Annotated in this window: 14 protein-coding genes and 1 riboswitch; of the genes, 12 read left to right on the top strand and 2 right to left on the bottom strand. The window is 71.9% G+C overall.

What is annotated here, in order from left to right; all coding sequences use genetic code 11:
• The first annotated feature begins 128 nt into the window (after nt 1–128).
• Together ACZ60B_RS36090 and metX are read left to right on the top strand one after the other, a co-directional pair.
• Nucleotides 129–1,490 (top strand): bifunctional o-acetylhomoserine/o-acetylserine sulfhydrylase, encoded by a 1,362-nt coding sequence (locus ACZ60B_RS36090; RefSeq protein WP_469394753.1) that lies wholly within the window; start codon nt 129–131, stop codon nt 1,488–1,490.
• Entirely contained in the window at nt 1,487–2,659 is a 1,173-nt protein-coding gene (metX, locus tag ACZ60B_RS36085; protein ID WP_469394811.1) for a homoserine O-acetyltransferase MetX, read from the top strand. Before ACZ60B_RS36090 ends, metX begins: the two co-directional genes overlap by 4 nt.
• A 55-nt stretch (nt 2,660–2,714) precedes the next feature.
• On the opposite strand, the gene ACZ60B_RS36080 is transcribed toward metX, so the two are convergent.
• The gene (locus tag ACZ60B_RS36080; protein WP_469394751.1) at nt 2,715–3,989 is read right to left on the bottom strand and encodes a sulfite oxidase; all 1,275 of its coding nucleotides are present in this window, start codon (nt 3,987–3,989) and stop codon (nt 2,715–2,717) included.
• Between the two features lie 411 nt (nt 3,990–4,400).
• Here ACZ60B_RS36080 and ACZ60B_RS36075 point away from each other — a divergent pair, with 411 nt between their 5' ends.
• From ACZ60B_RS36075 to ACZ60B_RS36045, 7 genes are all read left to right on the top strand, one after another.
• Nucleotides 4,401–5,324, top strand: a complete 924-nt coding sequence (locus ACZ60B_RS36075; protein WP_469394750.1) for an LLM class F420-dependent oxidoreductase — start codon at nt 4,401–4,403, stop codon at nt 5,322–5,324.
• Between the two features lie 100 nt (nt 5,325–5,424).
• On the top strand, nt 5,425–6,249 hold the full coding sequence (locus ACZ60B_RS36070; RefSeq protein WP_469394749.1) for a DUF1684 domain-containing protein: 825 nt from the start codon (nt 5,425–5,427) through the stop codon (nt 6,247–6,249).
• 102 nt (nt 6,250–6,351) lie between these two features.
• A riboswitch (SAM riboswitch) is annotated at nt 6,352–6,465 on the top strand.
• Between the two features lie 34 nt (nt 6,466–6,499).
• Nucleotides 6,500–6,616 carry a putative leader peptide gene (locus ACZ60B_RS36065; protein WP_450667312.1) on the top strand — a complete coding sequence of 39 codons (117 nt, stop codon included), beginning with the start codon at nt 6,500–6,502 and terminating at the stop codon, nt 6,614–6,616.
• 248 nt (nt 6,617–6,864) lie between these two features.
• Nucleotides 6,865–8,484, top strand: a complete 1,620-nt coding sequence (locus ACZ60B_RS36060; protein ID WP_469394747.1) for an ABC transporter substrate-binding protein — start codon at nt 6,865–6,867, stop codon at nt 8,482–8,484.
• Nucleotides 8,485–8,488: 4 nt separating this feature from the next.
• Nucleotides 8,489–9,451: an ABC transporter permease gene (locus tag ACZ60B_RS36055; protein WP_469394746.1), complete on the top strand. Its 963-nt coding sequence runs from the start codon at nt 8,489–8,491 to the stop codon at nt 9,449–9,451.
• Complete coding sequence (locus ACZ60B_RS36050) at nt 9,448–10,389, top strand: ABC transporter permease (protein ID WP_469394744.1); 942 nt, start codon at nt 9,448–9,450, stop codon at nt 10,387–10,389. Before ACZ60B_RS36055 ends, ACZ60B_RS36050 begins: the two co-directional genes overlap by 4 nt.
• Nucleotides 10,371–12,119 carry a dipeptide ABC transporter ATP-binding protein gene (locus ACZ60B_RS36045; protein ID WP_469394742.1) on the top strand — a complete coding sequence of 583 codons (1,749 nt, stop codon included), beginning with the start codon at nt 10,371–10,373 and terminating at the stop codon, nt 12,117–12,119. Before ACZ60B_RS36050 ends, ACZ60B_RS36045 begins: the two co-directional genes overlap by 19 nt.
• On the opposite strand, the gene ACZ60B_RS36040 is transcribed toward ACZ60B_RS36045, so the two are convergent.
• A complete protein-coding gene (locus ACZ60B_RS36040) occupies nt 12,109–12,561 on the bottom strand; it encodes an ankyrin repeat domain-containing protein (protein WP_469394740.1) in 453 nt (150 codons plus the stop codon). The genes ACZ60B_RS36045 and ACZ60B_RS36040 overlap by 11 nt on opposite strands.
• Nucleotides 12,562–12,721: 160 nt before the next feature.
• On the opposite strand from ACZ60B_RS36040, the gene ACZ60B_RS36035 reads away from it, so the two are divergent.
• From ACZ60B_RS36035 to ACZ60B_RS36025, 3 genes are all read left to right on the top strand, one after another.
• Entirely contained in the window at nt 12,722–14,002 is a 1,281-nt protein-coding gene (locus ACZ60B_RS36035) for a M20 metallopeptidase family protein (RefSeq protein ID WP_469394737.1), read from the top strand.
• A 208-nt stretch (nt 14,003–14,210) separates the two neighbouring features.
• Nucleotides 14,211–16,103, top strand: a complete 1,893-nt coding sequence (locus ACZ60B_RS36030; protein WP_469394735.1) for an ABC transporter ATP-binding protein — start codon at nt 14,211–14,213, stop codon at nt 16,101–16,103.
• 49 nt (nt 16,104–16,152) lie between these two features.
• Nucleotides 16,153–16,677 (top strand): GNAT family N-acetyltransferase, encoded by a 525-nt coding sequence (locus ACZ60B_RS36025; protein ID WP_469394733.1) that lies wholly within the window; start codon nt 16,153–16,155, stop codon nt 16,675–16,677.
• Nucleotides 16,678–16,935 lie beyond the last annotated feature (258 nt).

The following is a 16,935-nucleotide window of genomic DNA, read 5'->3' as shown; positions in this document are numbered from 1 at the left end:
TCGGGCCTCTGACCAGCGTCTCTTTCACCATGTAGCGCCGCCTTCCGCTGCCTGAACCGGCACGGGCGCGCGGTGCCGTGGTTCCCTCACGCCTTCCCGTTCTCACCCTCCGTACAGGGAGCACCACCATGAGCCAGCCCATCGACTCGGTCACCGCCGGCCACACGCCGGAGGAGTCGCCCGCGGGTCCCGACACCTCGGCCTGGTCGTTCGAGACCAAGCAGATCCACGCCGGAGCCGCGCCCGACCCGACGACCGGCGCCCGGGCGACGCCGATCTACCAGACGACGTCGTTCGTGTTCCGGGACACCCAGCACGCGGCCGACCTCTTCTCACTGGCCGAACCCGGCAACATCTACACCCGCATCCACAACCCCACCCAGGATGTCTTCGAGCAGCGGATCGCCGCGCTGGAGGGCGGCGTCGCGGCCGTCGCGCTCGCCTCGGGGCAAGCGGCGGAGACGCTGGCCATCCTGGCGCTGGCGAGCTCGGGCGACCACATCGTCTCCAGTACGTCGCTGTACGGCGGCACGTACAACCTCTTCCGGCACACGCTCCCCAGGTTCGGCATCGAGGTGTCGTTCGTCGACGACCCCGACGACGTCGAGGCCTGGCGGGCGGCGATCAGGCCGAACACCAAGGCGCTGTTCGCCGAGACACTGGGCAACCCGCGCGGCAACGTGCTCGACGTACGGGCGGTCGCGGACGTCGCGCACGCCGAGGGCGTGCCGCTGATCGTGGACAACACCGTCCCGACTCCCTATCTGCTGCGGCCTCTCGAGCACGGCGCGGACATCGTGGTGCACTCGGCCACCAAGTTCCTGGGCGGGCACGGCACCGCCATCGCGGGTGTGGTCGTCGACGGCGGTACTTTCGACTTCGGCGCGCACGCCGACCGGTTCCCGGACTTCACCGAGCCGGATCCCAGCTACCACGGTCTGCGGTACTGGCCCGCCCTCGGCCCGGGCGCCTTCGCGGTCAAGCTCCGGGTGCAACTGCTGCGCGACCTCGGCCCGGCGCTCTCCCCGCACTCCTCGTTCCTGCTGCTGCAGGGTGTGGAGACGCTGAGCCTGCGCATCGAGCGGCACTCGGCGAACGCCCAGGCGCTCGCGGAGTGGCTGGAGCGGCGCGACGAGGTCTCCGCCGTCCACTACCCGGGACTCGAGTCCAGCAGGTGGTACGAGGCGAGCCGGAGGTATCTGCCGCGCGGCGCCGGTGCGGTGGTCTCCTTCGAGCTGCGTGACGGGGTGGAGGCGGGCAAGCGGTTCGTGGACGCGGTCGAGCTGTTCAGCCATCTCGCCAATATCGGCGACGTACGCAGCCTGATCATCCACCCGGCGTCCACCACCCACAGCCAGCTGGACGAGGAGCAGCTCACGGCGACCGGCGCCTCACCGGGCCTGGTGCGCCTGTCGGTCGGCATCGAGAACCTCGCCGACCTCAAGGCGGACCTGGAGGCAGGCTTCCGCGCGGCCAAGGGCGCGTCCTGAGCACCGTACTGACGCCCCCTCAGGAACCCCTCCCGCCGGCTACCGGTGCCTGGCGGGAGGGGGACCCGCCGGGACGTCGCCGGTGGTACAGCCGTGAGAAGCCGCTCTCGCTGGAGGCGGGTGGCGAACTGCCCGGCTCGCGGCTCGCGTTCGAGACATGGGGACGGCTCGCGCCGGACGCCTCCAACGCCGTCCTCGTGCTGCACGCCCTCACCGGGGACAGCCACGTCGCCGGACCGGCGGGACCCGGGCACCCCACCCCCGGCTGGTGGGACGGCCTCGTCGGACCGGGACGCGCCCTGGACCCGGACCACTGGTTCGTCGTGGCGCCCAACGTCCTCGGCGGCTGTCAGGGCAGTACCGGTCCCTCCTCGCTCACACCGGACGGACGCCGCTGGGGCGGTGACTTCCCCTTCCTGACACAGCGCGACCAGGTGGCGGCCGAGGCCGGCCTGGCCGACGCGCTGGGCATCGACCGCTGGGCACTGGTGGTCGGCGGTTCGATGGGCGGGATGCGGGCTCTGGAATGGGCCGTGTCCCGTCCCGGGCGAACCGGCGCACTCCTGCTGCTCGCCACGACCGCCGCGGCGAGCGCCGAGCAGATCGCCTGGACCGACATCCAGCTGCGCGCCGTCCGCGCCGACCGGAACTGGCTCGGAGGCCACTACCACGACACCGGCCGCGGCCCGCACACCGGACTCGGCCTGGCCCGGCGGCTCGCCCACGTCACCTACCGCAGCGAGCCGGAACTCCAGGTCCGCTTCGGACGTACGCCCCAGGGCCCGGAGGACCCCTGGGACGGCGGCCGGTACCAGGTCGAGTCCTACCTCGACCATCACGCCGCCAAGCTGGTACGCCGCTTCGACGCGGGCAGCTACGTCGTGCTGTCCGAGGCCATGAACAGCCACGACATCGGCCGGGGCCGCGGTGGCGTGCGCGCCGCCCTGCGCCGGGTGACCGCCCCCACCCTCGTGGCGGGGGTCGATTCCGACCGCCTCTACCCAGCGGCTCAACAGGCGGAACTGGCGGCCGGCATCCCCACCGCCGACAACCTCCGGCTGATCGAATCCCCCCACGGCCATGACGGCTTCCTCATCGAGGTGGCGCAGGTCGCCGACCTCGTGGGCGAGCTCCTTCCCCGAAAGGGCGCCGGGCGCAGTGGGCCGTGACCGTCCGCCGTCTCCGGCCTTCGACGCCACGGACTCCGCCCGGAACCGCCCCCTGTCACACCACGCTCACCGGATGCCGTACCGCCGCTCCGAACAGGTACCCCTGCGTGTTCGGCACGGCGGTGTCCGGCTGGGTGCGGCCGGCCGTGTCCGTGGCGCGGGCCAGCAGGTGGGTGGGGCCGGGTGTGTCGGGCTGCCAGCCGAGGGACCAGCGGGTCCAGGTGCCGGCCCGGGGCCGGTCGTGCAGCCGGGCACGCCGCCAGGTGGTACCGCCGTCGGTACTGACGTCGACCTCGGCGACGGCTCCCGCCCCCGACCACGACCGGCCGTGCAGCACGTGTCTGCGGCCGGCCGTGAACGTGGCCCCGCTCGCCAGCTCGAAGGCGCTCTTCGTGGTCTGCCGGGTGAGCGGCGCGCTGCCGTTCTCGGGGTAGGTGGAGCCGAACAGCCGGTAGAAGGTGGTGTTCCAGGGCGAGAACAGCGGCTGTGCGGACACCTCGATGTCGCCGACCCACTTGATCGACGCGATCCCCACCCATGAAGGCACCAGCACCCGTACCGGATGGCCGTGATCGTACGGGAGCGGGTCGCCGTTCATCTCGTACGCGAGCAGTACGTCGTCCAGGGCCTTGGCCAACGGCAGCGGCCGGCGTACCCGGCCCAGGCTCTCGCCGCCGCTGACGTACTCGGCGTCCAGACCGCGCGGCTGCACGTCCACGGCCCGAGCGGACAGCCCGGCCCTGCGCAGCACGTCGGCCAGGCGCACCCCGCGCCAGCGCGCGACGCCGATCGCTCCGAGGGTCCACGGGGTGCCGGTGACCGTATCCCCTTGTTGCGTCGTGTAGTAGGAGCGGCCGTTCCCGGCGCATTCGACGAAGGCGGTCCGGGTGACGGCCGGCAGCGCGCGCAGATCGTCGTACCCGAACTCCACCGGCCGGTCCTCCCCCGGGCTGCCGCGCAATCCGCTCCCCCACAGCCGTAGCCGCCAGTCGTCGGCGTCCAGGACGGGGGTGGCGGTGTGGTTGCGTACGAAGAACAGTTCGTTCGGGGTGTGGTGGCCGGTTCCGCGCAGTGCCTCCCAGCGGGTCTCGGCGTTGGTGCCGCGCTCGATGAACCACTCGGCGGGCAGCGGCTTGACGATCGTCCGGTCGGCGGCGCGGGCGGGCTGTACGGCACCGAGCGCGGTCGCGGAGGCGGTCGCGGTGAGGAGGGTGAGCAGCCGACGGCGGGTGACGCCGTCGGCTCTGGCCTCACCTGCGAGCCACTGGCGCAGTCTGCGGCGGTCGTACTCGGTTTCGTGGTGTCGGTCGGCCGGGGTGGGTGAAGGCATGGCGGGTCCTCGTCATGACGGGGCGGGACGAACGAGAGGGCACGGCGCGAGTCGGCGCGGGCAGCCCCCGGACGGGCCGATGTACGCCCGACCGGCTTGTCCTGGAAGGAGGTTGGCGGCAGCGCGGGATCAGCCGGTCGTCCGACACAGCGCGGCGGCCACGCGGACGAGGTCCACGGCGCGACGGCGGGTCAGCGGCTCCGACAACGGCATGGCGGGATGTAAGCACGCGGGGCGGAAGGCGTCAACGGAGCCGTCGGGCCGGTGAACCGCACGTCCTGGCGGGTCCGTCGGCGTGGCTGCCGCGCCCCGCACCCGACCGGCGGGCCGGGCGGCGGCGCCTCACACGAATGACATACAGCCGTCACACACGACAGGAATGCGGGCTCACCGACCACCCGTTCCATTGACATGACTGTTGGCGTAGCACTCAACGCATCCGATGCGCAGAACCAGGTCGACGCCAGTGTGCGACTGGCCGAGGAGGCCGCGTCCGCCGGGCTGCGGTCCGTGTGGTTCGGCCAGAGTTTCGGCGCGGACTCACCCCAGCTCGCCGCGATCGTCGGGCGCGCGGTACCGGAACTACAGGTGGGCACCTCCGCGATCCCCGTCTTCGGCCGGCACCCCCTGCCGGTCTCCAGTCAGGCCCAGACCGCCCAGGCCGCCACCCACGGCCGCTACCACCTCGGACTGGCCCTGGGCACGAAACTGCTGACGGAGACCGGCTTCGGCCTGCCGTTCCGGCGGCCCATCGCCCGGCTGCGCGAATTCCTCACCGCACTGCGCCAGTTGACCGAGACCGGCACGGCCGACTTCCACGGCGAGCTGCTCACCGCCACCACCCCGATCCCCGCGCGCGTACCGGGCGCGGAGTCCGGTGTCCCGTTGCTCGTCGCCGCGATGGGCCCGCAGGCGCTGCGGGTCAGCGGCGAGCTGGCGGACGGGATCCTGCCCTACCTCGCGGGACCGCGCGCCCTCTCGGAACACATCGTGCCCGCCCTGACCGCCGCGGCCGATGCCGCCGGACGGCCCGCGCCCCGGGTCGTGGCGCTGGTGCCCGGCGTGGTCACGGCCGACGTCGACGCGGTGCGCGCGAAGGTCACCGAGGACCTCGCGTTCTACGAACAGGTCCCGTCCTACGCCCGGGTCATCGAGCTCTCCGGCGGCCGTCGCGCCGCGGACCTGGCCGTGATCGGCGACGAGAAGACGGTCGAGGCCGAGGTACGGCGCTACCGCGACGCCGGCGCGACCGAGGTCGTGTTCTCGGGCACCGAGATCGCGGGAGCGGCGGACCGGCGCCGTACCTGGGCACTCCTCGGCGAACTGGCCGCCTGAGCCCGTCGGATCCACCGGACCCACAGAGCCCCCGCATCCCCGTCCCTGCATCCCCGCATCCCCGCACGAGGGCGAACCCCCGTACACCGAAGGAGATTTGATGACCACCGAGGCGACCACGGCAGACCTGCGTGCCTTCACCGAACAGTGGCTGGAGTGGTACCGCGAACAAGAGGCCCGGCTCTCCGGCCCGCACGGGTTCCTGGCGATCACCGGCCTGCACTGGCTCGACGACCGGCCGCAGCGTTTCACCGACGCGCCCGGCACCTGGCACACCGGCCCCGACGGGGTCGTCGTCACGCTCGACGACGGTGAGGAACTGGTCGTCGACGGGAAGCCGGTGAGCGGTGAGCACCGCTTCGGCGTACTGCCCGAACGCGGTGGCGTCGACGCGGTCTGGAAGGACGCCGTCATCGAGGTCGCCAAGCGGGGCGGTCATGACATCGTGCGCCCCCGGCACCCGGACGCGCCGCTGCGCACGGCCTTCACCGGGACACCGGCCTACGCCCCCGACCCGCGCTGGACCGTGACGGGCCGTTACGTCCCCTTCGACGAGCCGCGGCCCACCACCGTGGGCGCCGTGGTCGAGGGCCTGGAGCACGTGTACGACGCGCCCGGCAGGATCGAGTTCGAGCTGGACGGGCACCGACTGTCGCTCACCGCGTTCCCCGGGGCCGGTCAGGGCCGGTTGACCGTGCTGTTCACCGACGCGACCGCCGGGGTCACCACCTACACAGCGAGCCGGACCCTGTCCGTCGAACGGCCCGCCGCCGACGGCACGGTCGTCCTGGACTTCAACCGGGCCACGAACCTGCCGTGCGCCTACACGGACCTGGCCACCTGCCCGCTGCCGCCGGCGGAGAACCGGCTGAAGGTGGCGATCGAGGCGGGCCAGAAGATCCCGCGCGAGCGCGGCGGTTCCTGAACCATGACCTTCCGGGCGTGACCGCGGCCGTCCCCACGTCGCCGCGGGAGCGTCCGGTCGCGGCATTGACGTACGTCGGAACCGCTCCGTACGATCAAGAACGGCATTGAGTGTCAGCGTCAAGCCCTGGCTCGCTGACCGGCAACCCTCCCGCGCGGCGGGGTGCTCCAGGTGAAAGCCCGGCGGGATCAGCGACGATCCCCGCAAGCGCGTGGCCCTGTGTTCAGGGCCGACGAGGTGGAGGACCGTGATGCGACGCGATGGTGGCCCTGCCGCCTCCTCCCTGGTCGCCATGGTGTTCTCCCGGCTGGCGCGCCGACGCCACATCGATCTGAAGCGCTCGACCAGCTGCCTCTGTCAGGCCTGACGGCCCTTCCCGCGGCCGGGCTTCGGCGACCTTCCTCGCCGACGGTCGACATCCGTCACACCCATCAGCGGTCGATATCCCCCGTTTCCTGCTGATCTTCCTGATCTTCCTGATCCGCTTTCCGCCCAGCCCCTGTCCGCAGGGCACTTCCCCGTCATCGGCATCGCGCCGACCGGGACCGCGCGCCTGTGCGCGGTCGTGCCTCGTGCGGTGCTCCATGCCGGGCGACGCATAGAGGAGAACCTCTCGTGAGAGCACTACCGGATTTCAGAACTCCCCGATGGGCAACGCTCACCGCCCTGCTCACCACCGGCGTGCTGCTGACCGCCTGCGGGTCGGGCACCGACGGCTCCGGCACAGGAGGCGGCAAGCCGCGGTCCGGCGGCACCCTGACCTTCGCCGTGGGTTCGGACGCCGGCTGCGTGGATCCCCAGCAGGTCGGCAGCAACGACACGATCTACTCGGTGCGCCAGATCGTGGACTCCCTGACGGACCAGGATCCCAGTACCGGCAAGATCGTGCCGTGGCTGGCGAAGAGCTGGGACATCAGCGCCGACTCGACCGCCTTCACCTTCCATCTGCGCTCCGGTGTCACCTTCAGCGACGGGTCCCCGCTGACCGCCCAGGTGGTCAAGGACAACTTCGACGCGGTGCCGAAGCTCGGTGTCCTGGGGACTCTGGCCGAGGGCTATCTGAGCGGTGTCGAAAGCACCACGGTGGTCGACCCGCTCACCGTCAAGGTCACCTTCCAACAGCCCAACGCCCAGTTCCTGCAAGCGACTTCCACACATTCGCTGGGGATCGAGTCCTCGGCGAGCGTGACGAAGTCACCGCAGCAGAAGTGCAGTGACGGGGTGATCGGGTCCGGACCGTTCGTGCTGAAACAGTACGTGCAGAACCAGTCGGTCACCCTGACCAGACGCCCTGGCTACGCCTGGGGATCCTCGCGGTGGAACAAGCGGGGCGAGGCGTATCTGGACCGGGTGGTGTTCAAGGTCGTACCGGAGGCGGGCGTACGCGCCGGCAGTCTCCGGTCCGGTCAGGTGGACGCCATCGGCAGCGTGGGCCGGGCCGACGAGGCGGCGCTCAAGGGCGGCCAGGTCGCCCTCCAGCGGCGGGCCAACCCCGGCATCGTCTTCGGACTCGCCCTCAACAACGCGCGGCCGGTCCTGAAGGACATCAGGGTCCGCCGGGCGATCCTGTCCGCCGTCGACCGGAAGCAGATCGCCGACACCGTCTTCCCCACCGGCACCCGGGCGGCCACCAGCGTCCTCGCACACACCACGCCCGACTACACCGACCTCGCCCCGGATCTCGCCTTCGACGCGGCCAAGGCGAAGTCCCTGCTGGAAGAGGCCGGTTGGCAGGTGGGTGGCGACGGCATCCGCGTCAAGGACGGGCGGAAGCTGAGCCTGACCATCGACTGGGTTCCCAACGCGGCCACGAACCAGCCCGCGTTGGAGCTGATACAGCAGCAACTGAAGTCCGTCGGCGTCCAGGTGACCCTCCGGCAGCTCCAGCTCACCCAGTTGTCGCCGATACAGCAGTCGGGCGAATACGACGTGATCTGGAGCAACATCACCCGCGCCGACCCCGACATCCTGCGCAGCACCTTCTCCACGAAGCTGGCCAACTTCTACCGCGTACCGGCAGGCAGCCTGGACACGGCGCTGTCCGCACAGGCCGCGACCAGCGACCCGGCCGAGCGCAGCCGGCTGGTGGCCCAGGCACAACAGTCGATCGTGCGCGACGCCTACAACGTGCCGGTGGTGGAGCTGCAGACCCAGCTGGGCGTGTCCACGAAGGTGCACGACCTCGCCTTCGACGCCTCCAGCCGGATCCAGCTGCACGACACCTGGATCGGCTGACCCCGTGCGCGGCTATGTGCTCAAACGGCTCGCGCAGGCGGTCGGGGTGCTGTGGGCGGCGTACACCGTGTCGTTCCTGGTGCTGGACTACCTGCCGGGCGACCCGGTCACGGCGATGGCCGGTGCCGGAATGGACTCGGGGCAGGTCGATCCCCGGCAGATCGCCGCGCTGCGGCACGAGTACGGCTTCGACAAGCCGGTGCTCGCGCAGTACGCCGAGTATCTCGGCCGGGCGGTGCGCGGGGACTTCGGCGACTCGGTCGGCACCGGCCGACCGGTCGCCTCGACCCTGGCCGACGCTCTGCCACAGACCCTCCAACTGACCGCGACAGCGCTGCTGTTCGCGGTGGTCCTCGGCGGCGGACTGGCGGTGGCCGCGACGTACACCACGCGGCGTCGGCTGCGGCAGCTGCTGCTGTCGCTGCCGCCGCTGGGGGTGTCGGTCCCGACGTTCTGGGTGGGGCTGCTGCTCGTCGAGGTGTTCTCCTTCCGTCTGCGCTGGTTCCCCGCGTTCGGCAACGACGGGCCGAGCGGGTTGGTGCTGCCGGCGCTGACGCTGGCGGTCCCGACCGGCGCCCAGATCGCGCAGGTGCTGGCCAAGAGCCTGCTCACCGCGCTCGACCAGGCGTATGTGGAGACCGCCCGCGCCAAGGGCGCGGGCCGGTGGCGGGTCCATCTGCGGCACGCGCTGCGCAACGCCTCCCTGCCTGCGCTGACGGTCGTCGGCCTGCTGGTGGGGCAGCTGATCGCCGGTTCGGTCGTCGTCGAGACGGTGTTCTCCCGTGACGGCCTGGGCCGGGTGACCGCGGCGGCTGTCACGGCCCAGGACATCCCGGTGGTCCAGGGGGTGGTGGCGTTCGGCGCGCTGGTCTTCGTGACGGCGAACCTGGTCGTCGACCTGGTCTATCCGCTGCTCGACCCACGGATCGTGATGACCTCCCCGGGCGGAAGGGCGCGTGTCGTATGAGCCAGAGCCAGAGCCTGAGTCAGAGCCTTGTCGAGGCTCCCGCCGAGGCCGCGTCCGGCCTCGCCCGGCCGGTCGGTGCGTCGTCCGTTCCCGAACCGGGGCGTCGCCTCGACGTACGGCGGATGCTGCGGTTCCTGGTGCTCCGGCCCGGTCTGCTGCTGTCGGTCGGCGTGCTGGTGCTGGTGGTGGCGGCCTCGTTCCGGCCGCGGCTGTTCACCTCGCGGGACCCGCTGAAGGGGGTGCCGACGCAGAACTTCCGCGGCCCGAGCGGTGCGCACTGGTTCGGCACGGACGAGCTGGGGCGCGATGTGTTCGCCCGGGTGGTGCACGGCGCCCAGCTGTCCCTGAAGGCGACGCTGATCGCGGTGCTGGTGGCCTTCGTGGTGGGCGGGCTGCTCGGTGTGGTCGCCGGGTTCGTCGGCCGTTGGGTGGACGACGTGCTGATGCGTTTCGTCGACGTCCTGCTGTCCATCCCCGCGCTGTTCCTGTCGCTGGCCCTGGTGACCGCGCTGGGATACGGGACGGTGAAGGTGGCCGTCGCGGTCGGCATCGCCAGTGTCGCCTCCTTCGCCCGCGTCGCGCGCGCCGAGGTGCTCCGGGTGCGTCAGGCGGTGTTCGTCGAGGCGTCCCGCTCCTGTGGGGCCCGCTGGTACTCGGTGCTGGGCCGGCATGTGCTGCCCAATGCCGCGGGCCCGGTGATCGTCCTGGCCACCCTCGACTTCGGCGCCTCCATCCTGGCGGTGTCGGCGCTGAGCTTCCTCGGCTACGGCGCTCCCCCGCCCGCGCCGGAGTGGGGCACGTTGATCTCCGAGGGCCGCAACTACCTGGCCAACGCCTGGTGGCTGACCGCGCTGCCCGGTCTGGCGATCGCCGCGACCGTACTGGCCACCAACCGCGTCGCGAGGGCGCTGGACGGCGAATGGTCCCGCCGGCGATGACCGACCGACGAGAGAACGATGAGAGCGATGAGAGCGGTGAGGGCAGTGCGAACAGTGCGAGCGCCGAAAGCGGTGCGGACGTGACCGCACCACTGCTGGAGATCCGCGGCCTGTCCGTCTCGTACCGCACTCGCGGCGGCACCGTGGCGGCCGTCCGGGGCGTGGACCTCGACGTATGGCCGGGACAGGTGACGGCGGTGGTCGGCGGGTCGGGCTCCGGCAAGAGCACGACCGCGCACGCCATCACCAGGCTCCTGCCGGACAGCGGCAGCATCGACGCGGGCACGGTCCGGTTCGGCCGGCACGACCTGACCACGCTGTCGGAGGCGGAGCTGCGCACCGTGCGCGGGGCGCGGATCGGCCTCGTACCCCAGGACCCGACCGTGTCGCTCAACCCGGTCAAACGGATCGGCGAGCAGGTCGCCGAGGTGCTGCGCATCCACGGGCTCGCGAGCCGCCGCTCGGCGGCCGCCGAGGCGATCGAGGTCCTGGACCGGGCCGGACTGCCCGACGCGGCCGTCCGGGCCCGGCAGTACCCGCACGAACTCTCCGGCGGAATGCGGCAACGGGTCCTGATCGCCGTCGCGATCGCGGCGCGACCCGAGTTGATCATCGCCGACGAGCCGACCAGCGCGCTCGACGTCACCGTGCAGCGGGTCATCCTCGACCATCTCCAGCGCCTCGCCGAGGAGTCGGGCACGGCGGTCCTGCTGGTGACCCACGACCTCGGGGTCGCCGCCGACCGGGCGCAGCGGCTGGTGGTCATGGCGCAGGGCCGAGTGGTGGAGGCGGGCCCCACCCGTGACGTCCTCGCCGACCCCCGGGACGCGTACACCCGGCAGTTGCTGGCGAGCGCCCCGAGCCTGACCGGCGGGCACCGCCGCCCGTCCCCACCCGCGCCACCCGCGACGGGCACGGCACCGCTGCTGGAAGTGCGCAACCTGGTCAAGGAGTTCCGGCTGCCCCGCATCGGGAACGGGCCCCGGACCCTGCGCGCCGTCGACGACGTGAGTTTCACCCTCCAGCGCGGACGGACCCTCGCGCTGGTGGGCGAGTCGGGCTCGGGCAAGTCCACCACCGCGCGACTGGTGCTCCGGCTCGCCGACGCGACCGCCGGGCAGGTCCTGTTCGACGGCACCGACGTCACCACCGCCACAGGCACTCGTGCCAGACAGCTGCGCCGCCGCGCCCAGCTCGTCTACCAGAACCCGTACGCGTCCCTCGATCCGCGCTTCTCCATCGGCGAGGTGATCACGGAGCCGCTGCGCGCCTTCAAGGTCGGCAATCGCGTCTCCCGGCTCGCGCGGGCCCGCGAACTGCTCGACCGGGTGGCGCTTCCGGCCGCTGTGCTGGAGCGGCGGCCCGCGGAGCTGTCCGGCGGGCAGCGTCAGCGGGTGGCGATCGCCCGCGCGCTCGCCCTCTCCCCCGACCTGGTGGTGTGCGACGAGCCCGTCTCGGCGCTCGACGTGTCCGTGCAGGCCCAGGTGCTGGAGTTGCTGGCCGAGTTGCAGGCGGGCTTGGGAGTGGCGTACCTCTTCATCTCGCACGACCTGGCCGTCGTACGCCAGATCGCGCACCAGGTCGCCGTCATGCGGGCGGGCCGGGTCGTGGAGACGGGTCCTGCGGACGACCTCTTCGCCCGCCCACGGCACGCGTACACCCGCGAGTTGCTCGCGGCGATCCCCGGCGGTCGGGTTCCGTCCCCCGCGGCCGGGACGGTCACGAGCTGAAGGTCCGGCCGTTCATGGAGTCCGAGGGGGCCGCTCCGGCTGCGACGAGGAGGGCGGTGGTCTCGGCGTGGCCTCCGCGCTTCGCCCACTCCAAGGGGGACCAGCCCCTTCCGTGTTCCTCGCGGCGGCCGGGGTCCGCTCCATGGGCCAGCAGCACGCGCACGGTCCCGGTGTGCCCCCAGCACGCGGCCGCGCACAACGGTGTGCCGTCCGAGCCGTCACCCCTGCTCTCGGTGTCGGGGCCGGCACCGGCCGCCAGGAGCAGGCGCGCGATCTCGGCCTCTCCCTGCACGGACGCCAGATAGAGCGGGGTGGTGCCGTCGCGGTCCCCCCGCTCCGGGTGCGCTCCACGCCCCAGCAACACCCGCACGTGTGTGGGGTCGGCAGCCAGGATCGCCCCGAACAGCCGCCGGGAGAGCTTCTTTTGACGCCGCTGATTCATGGTCGCCAAGGCTAGCGATCATCACCGCGTCACGGCGACACGACAACACCGCGAGGTCCAGGTGTCCCTACCCCGAAGCGGTGGCTCACCGGATGGGCGGCGACATGCGTGTGCGGCGAGGCTGTGTCTCGGCAAACCCCTTGAGCCGAAGGAGAAGACAGTGAGTCGTCCTGTGGAACGCGCCCTCGCACGACGCACGTTGCTGGCCGGCGCGGCGGCGGCCGCTGCGGGAACCGTCTGGGCGGGTGCGGGGCAGGCCGCCGCCGCGGGGTGGCGAGGACCGGTTCGGCAGGCGGCCGTGGACGCCGAGACGGCGCGGATCGGACAGGCGCTGATCGAGCTGCGCCGGGACCTTCACCGGCACCCCGAGGCCCCGGGGCAGGAACAGCGCACGGCCGCCGTGGTGGCCCGGGAGCTGCGGGCGGCGGGACTGGCCGTTGCCACCGGGGTGGGCGGTCATGGTGTAGTCGGTGTCCTGCGGGGCTCGCGCCCCGGCCGGACCGTCGCCTACCGGGCGGACATGGACGCGGTTCCGCCCACCGACATCGTCGGAACGGGCACCGCGCCGGCCCACGTCTGCGGGCACGACGTCCACACCGCGATCGGTATCGGCGTCGCCCGGGTCCTGGCCCGGCTGCGCCCGCGCCTGAGCGGCACAGCGGTCTTCCTCTTCCAGCCCGCCGAGGAGAGTCTCTCCGGTGCCCGCGCGGTGATCGACGCGGGCGTGCTGGAGCGTCTGGGCGTCGAGGAGATCCATGCGCTGCACTGCGGACCGTTCCAGGTCGGCCGGTTCGCGTCGACCGCGGGCTACGGAATGCCGGGCCAGGACAAGGGGGAGGTGGCGCTCGCCGGACCGGACGCGGTCGATGGCGCGCGGCGCCTGGCCGCCGAGATCGGTGCGCTCGCCACGGTGGCCCTGCCGCAGACCCCGGCGGACCTGGAGCGCATCATCGCCGACGCCCAGACGCCCGACGGGCCGCTCGAGCGGTTCGTGGCCCTCCGGGCCACCGCCCAGGAGGCCAGGGTGAGTGTGTCCTATCGCTGCTGGCCGCAGGAGCGGTACGTGGAGGTGCGCGACGCCATCCGCCGAGCGGCCGCCCCCTACCCGGGTGCCGAGGTGCGCTTTCCGACCGAGCCGTTCCCCGCCCTGGTCTGCCCGGAGCAGGACGCCCACCTGCTGGCCCGCCACCTGCGTCGCACCCTCGGCCCGGACACCGTCACCGAACTCCACGCCGCCTTCCCGCCCTTCAGCGGCGAAGACTTCGCCCTCTACTTGAACCGCATCCCCGGCACCTACACGTTCCTCGGCGTCCGGACCCCCGGTGCACCCGTCACGACGAGCTACCCGCACTTCCCCGACTTCCTCCCGGACGAGCGCGCCATCGGCATCGGCGTGCGGGCGATGGCCGGCTGGATCGCGGAGCGCACCCACGGGGCGTAACGCCTGCCACCGCAACGGCCGTCGTCGGCGTTTCGGCCAATCGCCCTGCCCAGCACACCTGTTGCAGGGACTGGATGCATGCATCCGGCACGCGCCGCCACGCGCGCTCTCCCGGGCTTCCAGGTCCGGCCGAAACACATGTGTTCGATATCCCGGGCCGGTCGTTGAGCCTCACGACCATGCTGGACCACCGTCAAGGGGGATCGACATGACCTCGGCCGACACCGACCGACAACAAGCCACCGCGCCTCCTCCACCACCACCGCCGGCGGAGATCACCTACAGCGGGCAGTACTCCGTCAATCCGCTCGCCGAGGTCTCCTTCCGGCGGATGTGCGCACAGATCCCCTCCGTCCTGGGCCGGATCGCCCGGCTGTCGTGGCGGACCGACCGGCGGGCCGTTCAGTTCCTGCTCGGCTGCCAGGTGGTCACGGGCGTCTCGGCCGCCGTGCTGCTGACCGCCACCGCCCGCGCCATGAGGCCCGTCCTCGGCGACGGCTCCGCGGGCGACCGGCTGCGCGGAGCCGTCCCGGCGCTGCTGGTGGTCGCGCTCGCCGCCGCACTGGGCCGCGGTGCGGCGGCCGTGGCCATGTACGCGGAGCGGCGGATCACCCCCAGGCTGACGACGGAGACGGACAGCTCCCTGGTCGAGGCGGTGTGCCGGGTGGAGGCGTCCGCGTACGCCGAGGAGGGATTCTCGGACCGGCACGAGGCGGCCGAGATGGGGGTGATCCGTACCCAGGTGATGGTCACCGACGCCCAGCGGTTCCTGTCCGCGCTGATCCGGATGGTCACCGCCGGCGGTGTGCTGTCGGTGCTGAACCCGCTGATGCTGCCGCTGCTCCTGCTCGCCGTGCTGCCGGCCGGTGCGGGTGCGGTCCTGACCGCCCGGGTCGACTACGAGATCCACTACGCCAACGTCGCCGACCGCAACGTGCGCGGCATGATGCGCTGGTGGGCGACCACCTCGAAGTACGGCGACGAGGTGCGCGCCAACTCGATGAGCGACTACCTCGTCCACTGGTACCGGGCCCTGTCGGACCGGTGCGACCGGCGCACCCTGGCCGCCGCGCCGCGGACCCTGCGGATCGCGGTTCTCTCCGCGTCGGCCGGCGGTGTCTTCCTCGTCGCCACCTGGGGAGCCCTCGCATGGCTGGCGGTCTCGGGCCGGATCGAACTGGCGGTCGCGGCCACGGCCGTCATCGCCGTGCAGACCACGCTCGCCGCGCTCTCCCAGGTCGTCGTCAACGGTGCCGCGGTCTTCCACACCAGTCTCTACCTGAGCGACATGCAGGCCTTTCTCGACGACGCCGCGGCTCGCGCCCCCAAGCGAGGTGCAGTCAGGCACGGCACCGCGACCGAGCGGATCCGGCTCGAGGAAGTCGTCTACCAATACCCGGGCAAGGACAAGCCCGCCGTCGACGGTGTCTCCCTCACCCTGGAGCGCGGTCAGATCCTCGCGATCGTCGGAGCGAACGGCTCGGGCAAGTCCACCCTCACCCGCCTGCTCACCGGCATCTACCTCCCGGACAAGGGCCGGGTCACCTGGAACGGCACCGACCTCGCCGAGGTGGACCCCGCCACCGTGTGGGCGCATACCGGCCTGGTGCCGCAGATCTTCGCCCAGTGGCCGATGCCGGTCCGCGAGAACGTCACCCTCGGCCAGCCCCGCACGCACGACGACGCACCCGTCTGGGAGGCGATCGACGCGGTCGGCCTGCGCGAGGCCGTCGACGACCTGCCCGCGGGCCTGGACACCCTGCTGTCCCGCGACATCTTCGGCGGCTCCGAGCTGTCCGGCGGACAGTGGCAGCGCGTGGCGTGCTCCAGGGCCCTGTACCGCCGCCCCGGGCTGCTGATCCTGGACGAGCCGACCTCACAGATGGACCCGCGCGGCGAGCACCGGATCTTCGAGCAGATCAAGGCCATCGCCGCCGACCGCATCACCATCGTGGTCACCCACCGCCTGGAGAACACCAAGATCGCCGACCATATCGTCGTGATGGAGCACGGCCGGATCACCGAGCAGGGCCGGTACGACGACCTCGTCCACGCCGGCGGAACCTTCGCCGAACTCCTCGAACTCTCCCAGGACCGCTGACCGCCTCCGCCTCGTGGCAAACCCGCCCCGAGCCCGTACTGTCAGGGCCATGAGCACCGCATTGCCGACCCTGCACGGACGGCGGGGCGTGATCCTGAGGCCCGCCGACCACCGGGACATCCCGTGCCTGGCCGCGATCCGCGCCATGCCCGAGGTGCGCCGGTGGTGGCGGGGCGGCCCCGACCTGGCGGCCGAGGTGGCCGAGGACCTCGCCGACGCGGACACCCGGGTGTTCGTGGTGGAGTACGAGGGACGGGTGGTCGGGCAGATCCAGTGGTACGCCGAACAGGACCCGGAGTACCGGCACGCCGGCATCGACGTCTACCTCGACCCGTCGGTCCACGGCAGGGGTCTGGGGACGGACGCCGTCCGCACCCTGGTCCGGCACCTGATCGAGGACCACGCCCACCACCGCCTCGTCATCGACCCGGCGGCCGACAACGCGGCGGCCATCGCCTGCTACCGCAAGGTGGGGTTTCGTCCGATCGGCATCATGCGGGCCTACGAGCGGGGCCCGGACGGAAGCTGGCACGACGGCCTGCTGATGGACCTCCTCGCAACCGACCTCACCTGACACCGCCACGTACGCGAGGTCACATCCATCCCCATCCAGCCCATCCGCACCGTGAACGCCCGTGCACACAGTGTTGCGGAACCGGTGAAGCGCCCCACATGACCCACGTCACCCACTACCCGCGATAGTGGACGGAAAGGGACATGTTCAGACACGCATCCGTGCCTTGACCTGCGGATTGAGAGCCAGCTCACACAGGGCGCCAGCGCCTCGAATGCGGCCACAACTAGTAAAAGGGGTCATTGCGGACACCGGTCC

It is taken from the genome of Streptomyces sp. NPDC104096, assembly GCF_055584385.1.
This window is presented reverse-complemented; position numbering and strand designations above follow the sequence as displayed.

What these genes read in the sequence shown, in the direction of transcription:
- ACZ60B_RS36045 (WP_469394742.1), top strand. Translation starts at nt 10,371, where the DNA reads ATGGTCCCGCCGGCGATGACCGACCGACGAGAGAACGATGAGAGCGAT.
- ACZ60B_RS36040 (WP_469394740.1), bottom strand. Translation starts at nt 12,561, where the DNA reads ATGAATCAGCGGCGTCAAAAGAAGCTCTCCCGGCGGCTGTTCGGGGCG.
- ACZ60B_RS36075 (WP_469394750.1), top strand. Translation starts at nt 4,401, where the DNA reads ATGACTGTTGGCGTAGCACTCAACGCATCCGATGCGCAGAACCAGGTC.
- ACZ60B_RS36070 (WP_469394749.1), top strand. Translation starts at nt 5,425, where the DNA reads ATGACCACCGAGGCGACCACGGCAGACCTGCGTGCCTTCACCGAACAG.
- ACZ60B_RS36090 (WP_469394753.1), top strand. Translation starts at nt 129, where the DNA reads ATGAGCCAGCCCATCGACTCGGTCACCGCCGGCCACACGCCGGAGGAG.
- ACZ60B_RS36065 (WP_450667312.1), top strand. Translation starts at nt 6,500, where the DNA reads ATGCGACGCGATGGTGGCCCTGCCGCCTCCTCCCTGGTCGCCATGGTG.
- ACZ60B_RS36030 (WP_469394735.1), top strand. Translation starts at nt 14,211, where the DNA reads ATGACCTCGGCCGACACCGACCGACAACAAGCCACCGCGCCTCCTCCA.
- ACZ60B_RS36050 (WP_469394744.1), top strand. Translation starts at nt 9,448, where the DNA reads ATGAGCCAGAGCCAGAGCCTGAGTCAGAGCCTTGTCGAGGCTCCCGCC.
- ACZ60B_RS36025 (WP_469394733.1), top strand. Translation starts at nt 16,153, where the DNA reads ATGAGCACCGCATTGCCGACCCTGCACGGACGGCGGGGCGTGATCCTG.
- ACZ60B_RS36080 (WP_469394751.1), bottom strand. Translation starts at nt 3,989, where the DNA reads ATGCCTTCACCCACCCCGGCCGACCGACACCACGAAACCGAGTACGAC.